At 30.9% G+C, this 17,227-nt stretch carries 16 protein-coding genes; 4 read left to right on the forward strand and 12 right to left on the reverse strand.

What is annotated here, in order from left to right:
• Positions 1-119: 119 nt before the first annotated feature.
• The 9 genes from N4A42_RS07820 to N4A42_RS07860 all read right to left on the reverse strand — a co-directional run bounded on the left by N4A42_RS07820 (position 120) and on the right by N4A42_RS07860 (position 10,966).
• Positions 120-695 carry a hypothetical protein gene (locus N4A42_RS07820; protein ID WP_294072397.1) on the reverse strand — a complete coding sequence of 192 codons (576 nt, stop codon included), beginning with the start codon at positions 693-695 and terminating at the stop codon, positions 120-122.
• The gene (locus tag N4A42_RS07825) at positions 695-1,243 is read right to left on the reverse strand and encodes a hypothetical protein (RefSeq protein ID WP_294072400.1); all 549 of its coding nucleotides are present in this window, start codon (positions 1,241-1,243) and stop codon (positions 695-697) included. Before N4A42_RS07825 ends, N4A42_RS07820 begins: the two co-directional genes overlap by 1 nt.
• 24 nt (positions 1,244-1,267) lie before the next feature.
• Positions 1,268-2,395 carry a hypothetical protein gene (locus N4A42_RS07830; RefSeq protein ID WP_294072403.1) on the reverse strand — a complete coding sequence of 376 codons (1,128 nt, stop codon included), beginning with the start codon at positions 2,393-2,395 and terminating at the stop codon, positions 1,268-1,270.
• A complete protein-coding gene (locus N4A42_RS07835) occupies positions 2,382-2,831 on the reverse strand; it encodes a phage holin family protein (RefSeq protein WP_294072406.1) in 450 nt (149 codons plus the stop codon). Before N4A42_RS07835 ends, N4A42_RS07830 begins: the two co-directional genes overlap by 14 nt.
• Entirely contained in the window at positions 2,819-3,253 is a 435-nt protein-coding gene (locus N4A42_RS07840) for a TIGR02594 family protein (protein ID WP_294072409.1), read from the reverse strand. The genes N4A42_RS07835 and N4A42_RS07840 overlap by 13 nt, the downstream gene beginning before the upstream one ends.
• Before the next feature lie 479 nt (positions 3,254-3,732).
• Entirely contained in the window at positions 3,733-4,233 is a 501-nt protein-coding gene (locus N4A42_RS07845) for an endonuclease V (protein WP_294072412.1), read from the reverse strand.
• 117 nt (positions 4,234-4,350) lie between these two features.
• Positions 4,351-4,755 (reverse strand): hypothetical protein, encoded by a 405-nt coding sequence (locus N4A42_RS07850; RefSeq protein WP_294072415.1) that lies wholly within the window; start codon positions 4,753-4,755, stop codon positions 4,351-4,353.
• Entirely contained in the window at positions 4,752-7,118 is a 2,367-nt protein-coding gene (locus tag N4A42_RS07855) for a hypothetical protein (RefSeq protein WP_294072418.1), read from the reverse strand. The genes N4A42_RS07850 and N4A42_RS07855 overlap by 4 nt, the downstream gene beginning before the upstream one ends.
• Before the next feature lie 134 nt (positions 7,119-7,252).
• Entirely contained in the window at positions 7,253-10,966 is a 3,714-nt protein-coding gene (locus tag N4A42_RS07860) for a hypothetical protein (RefSeq protein ID WP_294072421.1), read from the reverse strand.
• Positions 10,967-11,312: 346 nt separating this feature from the next.
• Between N4A42_RS07860 and N4A42_RS07865 the strand changes: the two genes are divergently transcribed.
• The 4 genes from N4A42_RS07865 (at position 11,313) to N4A42_RS07880 (ending at position 15,102) form a co-directional block, all read left to right on the forward strand.
• Positions 11,313-12,116, forward strand: a complete 804-nt coding sequence (locus tag N4A42_RS07865) for a S24 family peptidase (RefSeq protein WP_294072424.1) — start codon at positions 11,313-11,315, stop codon at positions 12,114-12,116.
• A 30-nt stretch (positions 12,117-12,146) separates the two neighbouring features.
• Positions 12,147-12,539, forward strand: a complete 393-nt coding sequence (rnpA, locus tag N4A42_RS07870) for a ribonuclease P protein component (RefSeq protein WP_294072427.1) — start codon at positions 12,147-12,149, stop codon at positions 12,537-12,539.
• Complete coding sequence (locus N4A42_RS07875) at positions 12,520-14,154, forward strand: S41 family peptidase (RefSeq protein ID WP_294072430.1); 1,635 nt, start codon at positions 12,520-12,522, stop codon at positions 14,152-14,154. The genes rnpA and N4A42_RS07875 overlap by 20 nt, the downstream gene beginning before the upstream one ends.
• A gap of 102 nt (positions 14,155-14,256) precedes the next feature.
• On the forward strand, positions 14,257-15,102 hold the full coding sequence (locus N4A42_RS07880; RefSeq protein WP_294072433.1) for an OmpA family protein: 846 nt from the start codon (positions 14,257-14,259) through the stop codon (positions 15,100-15,102).
• Here the strand turns inward: N4A42_RS07880 and N4A42_RS07885 are convergent.
• The 3 genes from N4A42_RS07885 to rpiB are packed head-to-tail and all read right to left on the reverse strand — an operon-like array spanning position 15,099 to position 16,945.
• A complete protein-coding gene (locus tag N4A42_RS07885; RefSeq protein ID WP_294072442.1) occupies positions 15,099-15,542 on the reverse strand; it encodes a GNAT family N-acetyltransferase in 444 nt (147 codons plus the stop codon). The genes N4A42_RS07880 and N4A42_RS07885 overlap by 4 nt on opposite strands.
• 38 nt (positions 15,543-15,580) lie before the next feature.
• Entirely contained in the window at positions 15,581-16,486 is a 906-nt protein-coding gene (locus N4A42_RS07890) for a cation diffusion facilitator family transporter (protein ID WP_294072436.1), read from the reverse strand.
• A gap of 24 nt (positions 16,487-16,510) precedes the next feature.
• The gene (gene rpiB, locus N4A42_RS07895; RefSeq protein ID WP_294072439.1) at positions 16,511-16,945 is read right to left on the reverse strand and encodes a ribose 5-phosphate isomerase B; all 435 of its coding nucleotides are present in this window, start codon (positions 16,943-16,945) and stop codon (positions 16,511-16,513) included.
• Between the last annotated feature and the right edge of the window lie 282 nt (positions 16,946-17,227).

Consider the following 17,227-nt stretch of genomic DNA (forward strand, 5'->3'; position numbering starts at 1 on the left):
ATTTCATATTTATGGTTTTAAAAATTACGAGACAAAAGAAAGCCTCACTCTCTAACTTATTTTGCTTTCTAAAATTTAATTAGAGAGGTCATTGGCTTTTTAATTTAATAATTATAGAATTAACTTTCTTCTATGATTATTGAACTTATTTCTAAAAAATCACCTGTTAAACTACTGCCTCCAGAATTATAAAATGGATACATTTTTAAAGTAAAAGATGCTGGATCTGTAGGTGTAAATACTATTTCAACCTCTTCCCAACTTGTTCCAATTATACTTTCGTTATAGGTTGTATTAGTAACATTTCCCCAATTAAAAAAAACATTAGAGGTGTTACCACCTGTAATAGAAGCTCTACACCTAATTATAGCTTTATGTTCTATTCCTTGAGTTAAACCTGTTATTACATGACTTATAGAAGAGCTTGTCAAACCATCTTTTCTTGCTTGTAATCTAATTGCAAAATCATCCCCTAAGGTAGTGTCTGTTGAAGCAACAGTATTAACTGATATTGATGATGTCCAGTTCCACTGATTATATGAATCAGTATCATCACCAATAGCATTTGAATAAGAATATAAATTATTTAAAGATAAGCTGTCAAATAGCTTAACATCACCTAAATACATCTTTTTCACTTCTGTGTTTCCTAAGCATAACTTATTTATCTGTGTATTTCCTAACCTTAAACTCATCACGCATCAGTTATGTTATAAAGCGTTGTAGATACAGGTGTGCCTGCATCGTACTCAGCTTGTGTTAAACTTACTATATTAAGCACTTGATTGCTTCCTGCTGGTTCTCCATCGGGAATTGAATCTATAGCTCGTGGTTGATTTAATATCACCCAATTATTCGAAGATTTTTGCCATAATGTTAAAACATCACCTTTTTTATAGGTCTGTCCAATATCTCCACTTGCAAGTCCAGAATAAGCAACAATAACTCTACCTTCATTTATTTGGTTATATGTTAGAACTGAACCTATTGGAATAAACTCGTTAGAGTTATCTTGTATATTGATAGTAACATCTGTAGCCGAATCTACAGCATTCATACCTACTGCATGTGCTTCTATAGCATCAGTATTAGATGTTATTGTAGATGTTAATAACAAAGAATCATCTGAAGGTATTACGTCATCCTTATGCCAAAAAGAATCCCATGTATCATGATATTGCTGTTGTGTTGGTCTATCTCCAGTTTCAAAATAGCTCTTTATAGTTTCTTTATTTTGTTTCATTTTTTTAAATTTTATTATTAATAATTATGCCATTACTACAACTCTATATTGGTCTTGTATTGGCGATGAGTTAAACGTTAAGTTAATTGTGTTAATATCTACAATGGCTATAGTAACATCAACAATAGTTTTTGTGTTTGTATCTCTAACCTGTATAATAACATCTTCAGATCCAAGATTGTGGTTAACACTAATTGTAGTTGCTGAACCATCACCTATAGTAGACGAAAACTTAGATATACTATTGGCTTCAACCCACTCTTTCGTTGGTAAAACCTTAGCATTAGCTCCATTAATTTGGTCGTTAGTAACATCACTTTCAATAATACCTTTAAAATAAGATGGTAAATCTACCAAAGAGTTAATTGCTTTCATGTTAGGATTAGGTAATTGCACACCATTATCCAATTTTAAATATTCGCCAGAATTAACAGTTCCTCCTGTCTGATTAAGGTCAATAGAAACACCTGTCCAATTATCTACAGTACCACTTTCTAGATCTAAACCAAAAAAGCCATTATAAACATTTGAAGATGTTACATTAGGGTTCTTATGAATAACTTTACCTCTAATTCCAATAGTGTTAGCAATAGTTCCGCTACCACCAAAATCCTCAACATTCACATAGTTTTCAGATCCACTTAATAAATTAGTAGAACCAGAACCTGTATTTCTGTAAGAAGACTGGTTGTACATTCCTACTACTTCAACAGGTACTCCAGAACCTAATGTTCTTGCTCTATTAAAAGCTCCATAAACATGACCTATATCATCAGCAGCATTATGATACATAAGATTATTTATACCATACAAAAACTCATTAGAAGAGGACTTGGTTTTTGTAATAGCATTATAAATGGAAAAGACGTTACCGCTTTTATCATCTGTATAACTGATATTTAAATTACCACTAAACGGGTTACTTGGTGTATCACCATCTGTAATGGTTAAATTACCACCTATCATTTCTATATCGTTAGTAGTACTATTTCCTTGATCGGTAATTTGTTGTAAATTTTTAGTTTCTAAATGATTAACAGATATAACCTCATCCTTATGCCAAAAAGAGTCCCAAGTATCATGATATTGATTTTGTGTTGGTTTGTCGCCAGTTTCAAAATAACTTTTTATAGTTTCTTTATTCTGTTTCATCTTTGTTTGTATTAAAATTTTTGCTTTCTGTTTTGTTACTTTCTGTAAGTGTTTCAACTGTGTCTTTTAATGGTGTTAGTTTTATAAAATTCACTAAAGCTTTAAAAGGGTTGACTCCATATATTTTATTGTAGTTTTCCAAAATGGATTTAATCTCTGCAATAGCAATAAAACCAGCTATAATCTTTAGAAAAGGGACTTCGTTAACAATGTGTTTTTCTAAAAAGTGTGCTGCTAAAATCACTAAATTGTAGATAAAGAATTTAGAAACCGTGTGTGCTATACGCGATCCTCTTATAGGAATACGTTTTTTAAATGACACATACGAACCCGTAATAAAGTCTACAATGATCAAAAAGACCATAGTCACCATGACACCATTTAAAGGCGATAATAATGTGAGTAGCCAAAACATAAATTTCATTAATTTTTCCATAGTTTATTTAATTTTTTATAGTCTAATACTCTGTTTTTAGGATATGCTTTTATACACACCTTGTTGCTTTGATTGCCTCCAAGTACATAGACATAACCTTTGGTTTCTTTAATAAAAAATGCGACATGGCCTTTCCAGCTCAATGGAGAATCTCGCCAAAAAATGACAATATCACCCACTTCTGGATTCACCACTGACGTACCAACATTTAGCCAACTTCTGGCATTGAGTTTGCCTGAGAACTCGTAACCCGATGTCTTAGCCACCCAATTTGCAAAAGCACTGCACCATGCGGTTTCGTCTTTTAATTTTTTACCCTCAAAACCCAAATCATTAAAGTATTTTAATATTCTTCGGTTGTCTTTGGAGCCAACAATTTCCTTAACGCCATACTCAGACAGCGCTTTATTGATTAATTGCATTGGTTTTAAAATTTTATGATTTTTTACAATGACTCCTTGTCAATTGCTTTTAAGAACATAATGTGAGGTTATAAAAAAGGAAACCACTTTATAAATTAACGCGTATGGTTAGCCTTGATGACAACATATTACACATATGTTTGATTTTATTTTTTAAGCAGACCAAACTCTAACCAAAGATTACTTTAGTATTGTTTTCTTAACCAGAATAAGGATTAATCTAGGTTTTTAGTTTCTACTTAACACGAATTTTTATGTATCTAACGGTAAACGTTGTTAGAAAAGCGAATACAAATATAAACATATTACACATAATAAACAAACATTTTACAAAAATAATATGTTAAATTTTGTAATTTATTTAAACAACACCTTAAGCGTCAGTTCGAGTGAATTTTACGAATGGTAATGAGAAAAATTTGTATCGAGAATAAGAATTTATTTGAGCACTATCCTTGAAGTCTTAAATAGCTACGTGCTTAACCACTCTTAGTGTGCTGATCCAGGATCTTTAAAATCGTAGGCATACGATAGGCTCCATGCAACAATTGAATCTTATTTAAAGCCTCTTGCTCGCTCATACCAATGCATGACATGTACAACGGGTTTTGACTTTGACCTCTATAAATAGGTGTTGACACTTTTTCTGTATTGTGAAACGCCTTTTTAGCAATCCCAATCACCGGAACCTTTTGGTGTAAAGCTTGCCATAAATGGCCACCTAAGCCATAGCTCTTGTTGTTATCTATATACACGTGACCATCTACAATAATAGCCTTGATAACACTTAGATCCACTTGCTTAATTAGCTGAAGAATGCAGGGCAACTCACGTTTATAAAACTGTCCTGATTCATAGTCTGCAACATCATTAACAACATCAGTAACTATACATTGAGGACTTTTGTCTTGCCACTCAAATAATACACCAATTACTTTGGAGTAAGTAGATTTATAATGGACATCTATGGCTAATAGCATGTGTTTTAATTTGTTGGTTAAAATACAAAAGCCATAGTAAAATAACTATGACTTTGTTTACATTATCTGCACTCGTCATAAACAAGCATCAGCGAGAGTATTAATTAAATATCGCTTTTATTCAATACTTAAATACATTGGCTTATTCTCTTCTAAACATTCATTACAAATCTCAATAAGAGTTTCATAATAACCCAAATCTCTATTTTTTAAAATATCTGATTTGCTTTTTGGCGGACCTATTGGACCCCTTTCTTTTTTTAACCTATCAAGTAAATTAGAGTAAGCAACTAGAATACTTTGCGTTTGTGTTTGTATTAAGGGTTTGTCTTTAAATGTTTCTTGCACAATTTCTTCACCAAGAGCCTCAATTAAGGTTTCTAAACTTGGATCAAAGATTCCTGGAATATCACTGCTTGTTGTAAAATATTTATAGTCTTTTTGATATCGAAATGTATTGATATGCTCCTTATCGTAATAGCTTTCATTTGAAATTAAAATTCTCATAATATACTTTTTCATTGATTAATAAATTTAATAATTACTCCATCTTCATTAATATCTTCTAGGTCAATTACTACTTTTGTAAATTGATTGTTTTTTGCCCAATCACCCGTAAATGTTTTAAATGCTGCCTCTTCATATGTTAGTTCTTCATCAACTGCTTTCCAGAATTTAGTAAAATTAATTGACTCTCCCCCATAGTCTTTATAATATTGTGGATTTTTAAACCAAGCGCCAATAATACCATCAACATTTTTGAAACTCTTATGGTTTTTAAAATAAAGTAACGCATCTTCTAGCATTAAATCGCCTAAACCAGATAATTCATCTGTAATATCTTTAGGAATATTCAAATCAGCATAAAGTATTTCCTCTCCTTTATCTACAGGAAGTTGATAATCTGACGATCTACCTAATTGATTATTTAGCAAGGTTATCTCGCTTTCTAAGCTCTGTGTATTATTTTTTGAGGAAAAATTATCGAATTGAACATCTTTTAACTTAAACGATATACTTCTTTTACTTTTTGATGTTCTTATTAGTTCCCCTATTATCTTTCCTTTTTCATCAACTAGAATATGAACCACTTTGTTTCCTTGTTTCCCTAAAGTTTCTAAATCTTTTATTGTTGTTTTCTTTCTAGAAACCTCGTCTAAGTGTTCAATAAGTTCATCAAACTGCTTAGCTTCATCAGTATTTTTAGCATTTTTCTTTAATATATTTAAAGTTTTTGAATGATTATCGAGAATATCTTTAGCGCTTTTTCTTATAACAGCGTCTAAAGCAACAGTAAGTTCACCACTTAAGGATAAAATTTCTAAATAAAAAAGGTATTTACTTATTGCTCTTCCTAGAGGTGTTTCTTTCTCTCCCATTAACTTAATTAAAATATTAACAGTACCAGAACTTACTTCTACTGTTCCCGCAAAAGCTTTTACCCCTATTACTACTTTTTTGAGTTTTCGTGTTTTATCAATAAGAGATTTACCTGTATTTAACGCCTTATATAATCTCCCAACCTTTAATAAATTTCCTATACCGGAAAATGTTGTGACAATATCTAAAAGGTATTCGGCTCCTGTAATTATATTTTCCCATTCTGCTTTATCTTCTCTTGCATATAAAATAAAAGCGGGTAAAATAATATACTTTGATTTTTCTTCTGCCTTATAAGGAAAACTAGGGTTATCAGCATTTAAGATTACCACTGGAGCAAAAGGGTGGTACTCGTAATTATGACGCTCTGTTATTTCTTCAGAATAAGTAAATATGTCTCCATCATCTGTAGTCTCGGTCTTTTCTTTAAAGAACCCTGTACCAATATTTACATCAACATTTATTTTTTTATCAATAAATTTAATTTTAGCATTGTCTGAATGAAAACCTAGTGTATTGTTAGATCTATAATCTAAAAATAGTGGACCTTGATTTTCACTTAGCTTAAATAAAAGAGGATTCTCTTTAGAATCAAAACTAGCGTATGGAGTTAACGACCATGTTTTCCATATGAAATTAAGCATCGTTGTAAAATTTGCATCACCAAAAGCATCATTCATCATATTTAAAAGCGTCTTTAGCACTGTTTCTGTCCGAGTAACTCCTCTTGAAACGGGTTTTGTAACAGTATTAGAAACTAATAAGTTTAGGAATTCAGAGGCATTATTTTTATATTCTTTTAGAGCTGAAAGAGATTGTGCAATGTCTAAGTTTTCATCAAAACCAAAAAACGTATCCCCTCTCATCGCTGTTAAAATCTTCAGTACTGCATATTCTTCATCAGTTCCTGTTTGATTTACACTTCCATCCAATAGTGTTATTAAATCAACCATAAGCTGCTCTAAACTAGTGGTGTCTATTACATACGAAGGGACTATTTCATATAACCAATCTAATTTATCTCGATCTCCTTTGGCATTTTGAAGTGCATTTAAAAATGTCTTTCTTATGGATTTTGGTACGCTTAAGCCTAATACATTAATAAGAAATTGAAATGTATCTCCATGTGTTACTCTGAATATCATATTGAGTTCATTATTATCTGCATATGGAAAACTAATTAAGAACTCTACTTTTTCTGAACTTTGATCAAAGTCAAAACCAATATTATACTCACTAAGGTCAACTTTACCTGATTCTACAGGGATAATAATCTCAAGATATTCTGTATGTACTTTATTATTAAAAATATAGTGCTGATATTCGAAAATATACTCACTCTTCCTAGGAAAAAAATAACGTTTTCTTTTTTGTCTATTTTCTATAATTGCCTCAAAAAAGTTTTTATAATTTAATATTGTATAAGTTCTCCCATTAACATTTTTAATTCTAAAGTCAAAAGGAGGGTTAAACCCTAATCTTTCGGCAAGTTTAAATATACTCATAACTTTATTTATTTTTAATCATTAAACATTCGTTTAAAACACCACAGTACACCTTAGCCCTTGCTGCTTTTATAAAAGCAGCAAGGCAATAAATTTTACATATATTAAGGTGTAAATGCGGTGTTTATAACCTGCTATTGTACGGTAATCACTTCACCAACCGAGTCAGAACCTACTCCGCTAGGCTCTTCTGCACCGCCAATTAAGGTGTCGGTTTGCTCAATTGGGCTTTTATCGGTATCGAAAAGTTCTTTAGCACAGTCTTCATTACATGGTAAACCTTCTACATTTAGACCAATAGAACCTGCCTGTAAGATAGTCAATGCAGTTGGTAAGCGTGTTTCCCAGGTACCCTCTACAAAACCTTCAATGGTTTGCATTTCTTCAGCCACAGAGACATAAAGATCATCATCTTGGTCAACCACTAAGCCTTGGCCATTCCAGATCTCACCAGTCGTCATATACCAGTTTACCGCATCTTCAAATCCTGGTCGTACAGGCACTACTGTGCGCGCCATTCCAGATTGTAAAAATGCTTGGAATAATGGATCTGCTGCATCTTGCGATTGGAAGAGTTTTTTCCAGTCTGCTTCGTCTGCATAGAAATATGGATAGAATACATAAGCCATAATATCCCAATCAAAAGCTTGTTCAAAGAATTTAACAGTTGAGGCATGAGTTTGGAAGGCTTCATTTATCTTAACTTTATGCACTCCTGTGCTCTGGTCTTCATAATTATCTCTAGAAACTCTGTTTTGATCTATCAACAATTCAATAGCCACACGCTTTAACTCTCTAAGCATAATGCTTTTGTTTTGTAGTGGGTTAAAGCTAAGCTTTTCTGCTTCTGGTGTTAAGCCTTCGTTAGCTTCTTTTTCACGCATAGCATCATTATACTCTTGTAGTCTATCGTAATAGGCTTCCATAATGGCGTTGTAGGTTTCATTTTGCCATTGTTCCAATAACTCTGGTGTTCTAGTACAAGTAGCTGATACATTAAAACTACACGCTGCCATATCGTAAGTAGATGCAGAAACTGCTAATTTCTCTCTAATATTACCTAGAGATAAATTTTCTGTAGTATTAAAAAATTCTCTAGTACCACTTATACTTATATCTCCAATTTGCTTATCTCCAACAGAAATAGAAATTCTACCTACTTTTAAGCTATTATCAGAATCAGAAAAAATTCTACCTTTTACTTTGCAATTTATAGCTTCATAGCCACTTTTAATTTCAAGTTCATCACTTAGAGAAGTTGATTGATCTCCTCCGCTATTGTATTGAAAATTAAAAGCTTTGCTTAAAGTTATGCTTTTAGCTGGAGGACTACTTACTTCAGCATTATAGGCTGCTGCAAATCGTTGATACTCATTTTCAAACCCTGTATCTAATTCATCTTCAGGAATTAAAATACTAGGACTTGTTAATCCTAAAGTACTTGGGTGTACTGGTAACTCTGGTAAAATTAATCCACTCTCTACTTGGCCTGTAGTATCAATATCTTTCCAAACCGCCTCCTGAAAAAACTTAGACGGTTCTGGTATTGCAAACTCATACATTAAACGCTTACCATAGTTAATTAAGGTGTTTTTATAAATTTTATCAACCCAACGGTATACTCCAGTGACATGATCTTCTCCTTTACGGTTATCAAAACCATGTGAGTTATTTTCTTCAAACTCTTTTAAAATACGAGATGTACGTTTGGTTTGTGTTTTTTGCACAACACGTTCCATAGCACGTTCCGTAACTTCTTGTGCATAAGTTTGGGCTTGAGAGTTAGAGTTAGAAGATGAGCTAGAAGAGGCATTGTCGAAATAGGCTCCTACTGCATATTGAAATTTTTCACTTAATTTCCCACTAACACTTGCATTTCCACCATAGCTCTGCGACTGGTCTTCGTTAAGCACAGATGCCACTTCACTTTGCATTTCGTTACGCTCTGTACTTGTGGTATCCGTAAGATTTTCGCGTTCGCGTTCGTCAGTTTGCTCTGTAGTAAACTCAGAACTGGTTAAGCTTCGTGTAGAACGTTCTTTATACTCACGTGCCATTACATTCTCTATATGCGACACTTCTCCTGGTACATAACAACATACTTCTTGCTCTACACGTCTAAAATCTGCAATACCTAAGTTGGTTACTCCGTATATTTTACTAAATGTTGGAGTACTTTCATTTGGTGTATCTTCCTCATTTTCTTTACAGCTAAAATTTAAAAGTTTAGAGCCTGTTAACACTTTTCCTACTGGAAGCATTGTAATTGTTTCTGTAAACTCTAAAGTATCTCCATTAGCTAATGTAATTGTTCCTGAAAGGATAGGATTTCCTACATTATTTGGCATAGATATAGCTCCTAAATTTTCAAAAAAACCGATTTTAGAATGATTAGGAGTTCCATTACCTAAATTATCCAATAGAAAATCAGTACTCGTAATTACATTAGAGTCATTGGTAAAACTTAAAGACTGATCAACTGCGGTTACAATTGAAAATTCATTATTATGATTTAAACCCACCAAAAAGTTCCAATTTCTACTACCATTTGTTGATTCTGATGTACGTGCAATGATATTTAAAGTATAACAAGATGATGGATCTATTTGTCTTGGATATACTTCTGAAGCTACCAAAAGTGGAATTGTATCTACAGATACATTGTCTTCTACCATTTGAGCCACTTGTGTGTCTATGTCACCAAAATTGGTTAATGTTGCTTTAAAAGGGTCTTCGGCTCGCATATTAACACCTCCTTTTAATACAGATTTGCCAGTTTTAGGTAATAATCGTTCTACCTTATTAGACTTTTCTTTAGATAGTTGTTTTACTGCTTTTAAAATAGCATTATAAGAGGTTAAGGAATCCCATTTATAATCTGCAACATATTTGTGACTTAAAGCTGATAATGAACTTTGTAGATTTTGTTTGTCTATTTCAACTGCCTTTTGATAAGTGAATTCTGGTAATGGATCGTGAACTAATTTTTCTACTTGAATATATATTTGCTTTTCAACATCCCATTGATCTACTAATTTAACAGATCCATTGTTTAATATAATATCAACAGCATTTTGATGATTATCTAAGGCTATTTTATAATTTGCAGCCTCTGTGGCATCATAAGTAGCTTTAAGAGTTTTTAATTCTCTAGTTAATTTTTTTAAAACTAGTGTATCGTACTTCGTTATTAATAAATCATTTAATCTTTTTTGATGTTTTATATTGGCACGCTTAGCGTTTGCATTTACTGACTTGTTATTATAAGTTTCTAATAACAAATCTTTAGAAATTACTACACTTGCATTAGCGCATCTTATAAATTCTTTTTCCTGATCTTCTGTGAAGGTGATGATCTCACTTAAGTCTTGTGAAAAATCATTAAAATGTGCTAAAAATTTATTAGCTACCAATACCTGTATTAAAGCCTCTCTCACATATACTGAGCTTTTGGATAAGGTTTGGTAAATTAAGTTATCCCAAAGCTTTAAAAGATCATCCTCATTAGATATTACTTCAGCACTATTAATATTATCCATAATCTCAGCATAAGACAATGCATTTTTATTTCGCATTAACCAAGACGAGAAATTATATAAATTTTTATTAAAGTTTATAATATCAGCCTTGTCTTTTAAAAGTGATTGTGAACTTGCAAAGTTATCTTTAGCACCTAACAATGCCTGTTTTTTTTCTCCTTCTATTGCAGCATTAAGTGGCGGAAAAAAGCTTCCACTCTGTTTGTTAGGATAATAAACAAAACCTAATTGTTTATCTTTCTCTTCTATGAGTTGTGGATTACGTAAAGTCACAAACCTAAATAGGTTGTTTTTAATGTTTTGACTCATTTTAATTTTTTTAAAGTTTATATTCATTATTAAGCTCCTACTTAGGAACTGTTTAAATTTTCGCTTTTCTAACAGTTTACCTAATACAAAGCCTTAACAATCAAGGCATAAACTTTCTAAATATTCCGTATAATGTTGGAATACGTTACCGTCAAATCATCTTTTTATATAAAATTGATTTTAAATTCTGTATAATTTACTTTTAAAACACCACAAATGTTTAATTATAAAGTGTTTTTTGTATATTAGCAATTATTCAGAATACAAATTTAAAACATTTTACAAATTAAAACAAACATATTTAAAATTATTTTGTAAAAAGTTTTATTTTAAAATTTTATGACTTATGGAGGGTATTGACGAAAAAATAATAGCAATCATTAACCATTTTCATCTTAATAATTTTGCGTTTTCTAAACGAATAGGTGTTACAGGAACTACCATAGATAGTATTGTTAATGGTCGTCCACAATCTGATGGATCTAGAAAGAAAACCAAACCTGGTTACGATGTGCTCTCATCTATTATTGATGAGTTTCAAATTAATCCAGATTATCTTTTTGGTAAAAGTGATGTGATGTTAAAATCTGAAGTTGCATTAAATCCAACATATTCTGGAATGCCTCAGGTTATAGCTATTAACCAATCGGGAAATGAAAATGTTATTTATGTGCCTGTAAAAGCCAGAGCTGGATATTTAGATGGTTACGGAGATCCGGAATATATTGAAACATTACCTTCTTTTAACATGCCACATCTAACCAATGGTACTTTTCGCTGTTTTGAGGTAAAAGGTAATTCTATGGTACGCACATTTTTTGATGGCGATCTAGTTTTTGGAAAGTATGTTGAAGATCTAAGAGATATTAAAGATGGTCGCGTGTACGTTATTGTAAGTAAAAATGATGGTATTGTTTTAAAGCGTGTTATTAACCGAATTGAAGAGCGCGATAAACTTATTTTAAAGAGCGATAATAAAGATGGAAATTATCCTACTTATACTATAAACACTGAAGATATTGTAGAGGTATGGTATGTGACCATGTATGCTTCTAAACAAATGCCTGAACCTGTTGATATTTACGATCGTTTACACGAATTAGAAAGTAAAATTGTAGATTTAGAAGGAGCGCTTCAACGAAAAAATTAAAACTAGTACATCACTTTTTAATAGTTACTAATGCCGTTTAACTACAGTAAAAAAGACAAGCTTAAAAGTAAAAAAGTCATTGAACAATTATTCTCAGAGGGTAAAGCTATAACTGCTTATCCACTTCGTTTAATTTATCTTAATACTGAACATGAAGACGGAAGTATACTTAAAACAGGTGTTTCAGTAAGTAAGCGACTTCATAAAACAGCTGTTTCCCGAAATAAAATAAAACGTTTGCTTAGAGAGGCTTATAGACTAAATAAACCCTTATATTTTAACAATAGTTCAACATCTTATGCGTTTATGATTTTATACCTTAGCAAGGATGGTACAACTTTTGAAGGACTCAATGGTAAAATGAAATTATTATTTGAGAAATTCTTAAATAAAACTTCTAAGAATGAAAAAAATTCTACATAAAAAAATAGTTATACCTGCTGTAGCTATAATTATCTTTTTAAGCACTACAGCTTTTAAAAATGATTTTTTTGAAATTGCTAAGCAGATAGAAATTTTCACCACTTTATTTAAAGAACTCAACATGAATTATGTTGATGATACCAATCCTGGTGATTTAATGGATACTGCCATTAAAAGTATGCTAGATGATTTAGATCCTTACACGCAATTTTATAATGAGCAAGATGTTGAATCTTCTAGAATTAATAACGCTGGCGATTATACAGGTATTGGAGCTAAAGTATTAACCTTAAAAGATAAATTGGTTATTGTTGAGCCTTATAAAAATTATGCGGCAGATAAAGCTGGTTTAAAAGCTGGTGACGAAATCATAAAAGTTGATAATGTTATTGTAGCTGACTTTAAAGACGATGCAGCAAATCTACTACAAGGTGCTGCTGGTACAGAGGTAAACGTTACTTATAAACGTCAAGGAAAAACAAATTCGGTGAAAATTATTAGAGAATCTCTAGAAATTAAAGCAGTTCCGCATTATTCTATGATAGATGATAAAACAGGCTATATTGTACTTAGAAAGTTTAATAAAAAAGCGTCTGCCGAAACTCTTGGTGCTTTACGTGCTTTAAAAAATCAAGGAGCTCAACAACTTATATTAGATCTTAGAGGAAATCCTGGTGGTTTGCTAAACGAAGCTGTAAATGTTACCAACATTTTTGTTCCAAAAAATCAATTAGTAGTTACCACTAAATCTAAAGTTAAAAAGTATAATAAAACCTACTATACAAAACGCGATGCTATTGATACCGAAATTCCTCTAGTAGTACTAATTGATGGTAGAAGTGCATCTGCAAGCGAAATCGTTTCTGGTGCATTACAAGACATGGACAGAGCTGTTGTGGTTGGTACACGTAGTTTTGGTAAAGGCTTGGTGCAACGTCCAAAACCTTTAACTTATGGTACACAAATGAAGATTACTATATCTAGATATTACACACCATCTGGTCGTTGTATACAAGCACTAGACTATTGGAATAGAGATGAAAACGGAAAAGCTACTCGTGTTAAAAAAGAAAACTATAACGAATTTAAAACCCGAAACGGAAGACCTGTTTTTGATGGAGGTGGAGTACAACCAGATATAGAAGTTGAATTTGCAAAACAAACACCAATTACAAAAGCTATTTTAAACGAAAATTTAGTGTTCAACTTTGCCACAGATTATTACTATAATAACACACTTGAAGATCTAAAAGGTTTTAAATTTTCAGATACAGATTTTAAAAACTTTAAAAAATTCTTAAAAACTACTGGATTTAATTTTGAAACAAAAACAGAAAAAGCACTTAGTGAAGCAATGACTATTGCAGAAGATGAAGAATTAGAAGGTATTATAAAATCTGAATATCATAACTTATCTACTACAATACAGGCTTATAAATCTAATGCAATTGACGGTAATAAAGTACAATTAAAGTCTTTGTTAACCGATGAAATTATTAAACGTTATTTCTATAGTGAAGGATTATATACCTATTACACAGCTAATAATCCTGAAATTAAAAAAGCACTTAATGTACTTAACAATCCTAGTGAATATACTAGTATTTTAAGGTAAGTTATTCGTTTGGCTTTTGTATATATTTAATATTTATGTATTTCAAAAAAATAATTATATTTAACGTTGATAAAATTTTCATTTTTTAGAAAATTAATTAAAATGAAGTCCCTATTCATTATTTTATGCCTATCATTTCAATTTGCTTTAGCTCAAAAGGAAATAAAGCATCAAGTATATTTTTTAACTGACAAATACGAAATTCCTGAGACTGAAGAAAGTCGCCTCCTTTTATTTTTATCTGAAATAGAAAATATGGATATTAAAAAAATATCTATCTATGGATTTTGTGATGATAGAGGTAGTGATTCTTATAATATGGTATTATCGCAACAGCGCGCAGATGCTATAAAAGAAGTCTTTTCTAATAATGAATTTGATGAGTCTGTTATAACCAATGTAGATGGTAAAGGAGAAATACTTCTTAATGTTGTAAATGATAATGATCTTTATAAAATACGTGGTTTAAATAGAAAAGTAGAAATCATTGTACAGCCTTATGATCCGCCAAGAGAAAAAATAGAACCACCAAAAAAGGAAACTACCGAAGAACTTTTAAGTGGAGAACTAAAAGAAGGTGATAAAATTCAGTTAGACAATATTTTATTTAGAACAGGCTATAGTTACCTCACTAAACAATCTAAAGCTCAACTAGATAATATTGCTAAAATTTTAGTAGAACGTACCGATGTTTATTTTACAATAGAAGGTCATGTATGTTGTACACATGGTGCAAGAGATGCTATAGATCGTAAAACTAAAAAACGTAATTTATCTTTAGCAAGAGCTAAAACAGTGTATGATTATTTAGCAGAAAAAGGAGTAAAACGCTATAGAATGAAATTTGTGGGTCAAAAACGTAAATTTCCGCTTGGTGGTGAGCCAGAATTAGATAGACGTGTAGAAATCGTTGTAACACGTATTATTAAACCAAAATCTTCTAATTAAGATTTAATCATATTAATATGCGGAATATCATCTTCAAGGTACTCCTCTCCCACTTCCTTAAACCCTAAATTATTGTAGAATTTTTTAAGATAAGTTTGTGCAGATATTCTAATTTCTGATGTGTTGTAATGAGCTTCAATAGCTTTTATAGACGCATTCATAATATCATATCCGTAACTGTGCTGACGTTCGTTTTCTTTAACTACTACTCTACCAATACTGACTTCATTAAAATAATCTCCTGGTTTAAAAATACGTGTATAAGCTACTAGCTTATTTTCTTTATAACCTAAAATATGTAAAGCTTTTTCATCTTTTCCATCAATATCTTGATACACGCAATCTTGCTCAACTACAAAGACTTCGCTTCGTAATTGAAGTAAATCATAAAGCTCAGTTGTTATTAAATCTGAAAAATGTTTTATTTCTATGTTTAGCATTTCAGTGTATATTTTAATATTCATGTTATTACAAAAATTTAATCTTGTACAATGATTTCTTTAGGATCTTTTTTATTGTATTCTGGTTGTATAGTAACATGATTTATTTTAAACTCATCCTGTAATACTTTTTCAATCTGTAAAAGTAAATCGTTAAATTCTATAGTAGTTATATTTTCAGTAAGATCGAGATGAGCTTCGAGATGAAGTTCGTGATCACTTAAATTCCATATATGTACATGATGAAGTTTATTCACCTTTGGTAACTTATTAACAGTTCTTACAACATCTTTAATATTAATATGCTCTGGTGTAAATAGCATTAGCATTTTAGTTGATGATTTTAATAAATCATAACCAACATAAACGAGATATAAAGCTATTAATAAAGTTAATAAGCTATCTACCCAGAAAAGCTGATAAAATTTCATTAACAAACCACCAATTAATACAGCCAGACTTGCTAACATATCTGTTAATAAGTGTAAGTAAGCAGAACGTATATTTATATTATTTACAGACTCTTTTTTTAGTAATAAAACACTAAAACCATTAGCTAATATAGCTAATAAGGATAACCATATAACTAAATTAGATTGTATTGATTGAGGGTTTTGAAATCTTTCTATAGCTTCTTTTATTAAAATAACAGCAACAATAACTAAAATTGAAGCATTAATAAAAGCTGCTAAAATTTCGGCACGTTTATAACCAAAGGTTCTGTTAATAGATGCTTTTTGTTTAGTTAGTTTTGCAGCTATATAACTTACTATTAATGATAGTACATCGCTAAAATTATGAAGTGCATCACTTAATAAGGATAAACTACCAGAAACTATTCCACCAATAACCTGAGCTACTGTAATTACAATGTTTAATAAAATTGAAATTAAGAGCTTTTTTCCTTTAAGATCAGAATGGTTATGTAAGTGTGAATGACTCATGCCATACCAATATACACATTGGTATTAACAAGATAAAGGAATTTTGTCAATTCGTCTTTTATGGCGACCACCTTCAAAAGCTGTATTAAGAAAAACATCTACCATTTTTATAGCTTGTGGTATAGATGTATATCTTGCAGGTATACATATGATATTAGCATCGTTATGTTGGCGTGTAAGTTCAGTTATTTCATTCATCCAACAAATACCTGCTCTTACATTTTGATATTTATTAGCCGTCATAGCAACACCATTTGCTGTACCACAAATTAAAATTCCAAAATCTACATTAGCATCATTAACATCTTTAGCAACAGGATGAACAAAATCTGGATAATCTGCGCTATCAGTAGTATCTGTACCATAATTAGTAATGGTATATCCTTTATTTTCAAGGTGTTTTATAATAGCTTGTTTATATTCTGGTCCTGCGTGATCGTTACCAATTGAAATTTTCATAATTTAATTTTTTACAAAATTACAAATAATAAAATCCAGTTAATAGAAGTATGTATTACTTGTTAATAACTGTTAACAAGTCTTAAAAATAAAAATTAGGTTTATCCATTTATTTTTTCAAACCAAAATTGATTTCTAATATCAAAATTTAATAATCATTTTTTTCGAGGAAGTTATTCATAGTCTAATAGATGAAATTAACACAGAATTTAAAAATAGATATCAGTTATTTCTATTAACATGAGTTATTAACAGTTGTTCATAATACATTTAGTTTTATTA

This window comes from Winogradskyella sp. (genome assembly GCF_025210595.1).
Taxonomy (GTDB): Bacteria; Bacteroidota; Bacteroidia; order Flavobacteriales; family Flavobacteriaceae; genus Winogradskyella.

What these genes read in the sequence shown, in the direction of transcription:
- N4A42_RS07820 (WP_294072397.1), bottom strand. Translation starts at nt 695, where the DNA reads ATGAGTTTAAGGTTAGGAAATACACAGATAAATAAGTTATGCTTAGGA.
- N4A42_RS07825 (WP_294072400.1), bottom strand. Translation starts at nt 1,243, where the DNA reads ATGAAACAAAATAAAGAAACTATAAAGAGCTATTTTGAAACTGGAGAT.
- N4A42_RS07830 (WP_294072403.1), bottom strand. Translation starts at nt 2,395, where the DNA reads ATGAAACAGAATAAAGAAACTATAAAAAGTTATTTTGAAACTGGCGAC.
- N4A42_RS07835 (WP_294072406.1), bottom strand. Translation starts at nt 2,831, where the DNA reads ATGGAAAAATTAATGAAATTTATGTTTTGGCTACTCACATTATTATCG.
- N4A42_RS07840 (WP_294072409.1), bottom strand. Translation starts at nt 3,253, where the DNA reads ATGCAATTAATCAATAAAGCGCTGTCTGAGTATGGCGTTAAGGAAATT.
- N4A42_RS07845 (WP_294072412.1), bottom strand. Translation starts at nt 4,233, where the DNA reads ATGCTATTAGCCATAGATGTCCATTATAAATCTACTTACTCCAAAGTA.
- N4A42_RS07850 (WP_294072415.1), bottom strand. Translation starts at nt 4,755, where the DNA reads ATGAAAAAGTATATTATGAGAATTTTAATTTCAAATGAAAGCTATTAC.
- N4A42_RS07855 (WP_294072418.1), bottom strand. Translation starts at nt 7,118, where the DNA reads ATGAGTATATTTAAACTTGCCGAAAGATTAGGGTTTAACCCTCCTTTT.
- N4A42_RS07860 (WP_294072421.1), bottom strand. Translation starts at nt 10,966, where the DNA reads ATGAGTCAAAACATTAAAAACAACCTATTTAGGTTTGTGACTTTACGT.
- N4A42_RS07865 (WP_294072424.1), top strand. Translation starts at nt 11,313, where the DNA reads ATGGAGGGTATTGACGAAAAAATAATAGCAATCATTAACCATTTTCAT.
- rnpA (WP_294072427.1), top strand. Translation starts at nt 12,147, where the DNA reads ATGCCGTTTAACTACAGTAAAAAAGACAAGCTTAAAAGTAAAAAAGTC.
- N4A42_RS07875 (WP_294072430.1), top strand. Translation starts at nt 12,520, where the DNA reads ATGAAAAAAATTCTACATAAAAAAATAGTTATACCTGCTGTAGCTATA.
- N4A42_RS07880 (WP_294072433.1), top strand. Translation starts at nt 14,257, where the DNA reads ATGAAGTCCCTATTCATTATTTTATGCCTATCATTTCAATTTGCTTTA.
- N4A42_RS07885 (WP_294072442.1), bottom strand. Translation starts at nt 15,542, where the DNA reads ATGCTAAACATAGAAATAAAACATTTTTCAGATTTAATAACAACTGAG.
- N4A42_RS07890 (WP_294072436.1), bottom strand. Translation starts at nt 16,486, where the DNA reads ATGAGTCATTCACACTTACATAACCATTCTGATCTTAAAGGAAAAAAG.
- rpiB (WP_294072439.1), bottom strand. Translation starts at nt 16,945, where the DNA reads ATGAAAATTTCAATTGGTAACGATCACGCAGGACCAGAATATAAACAA.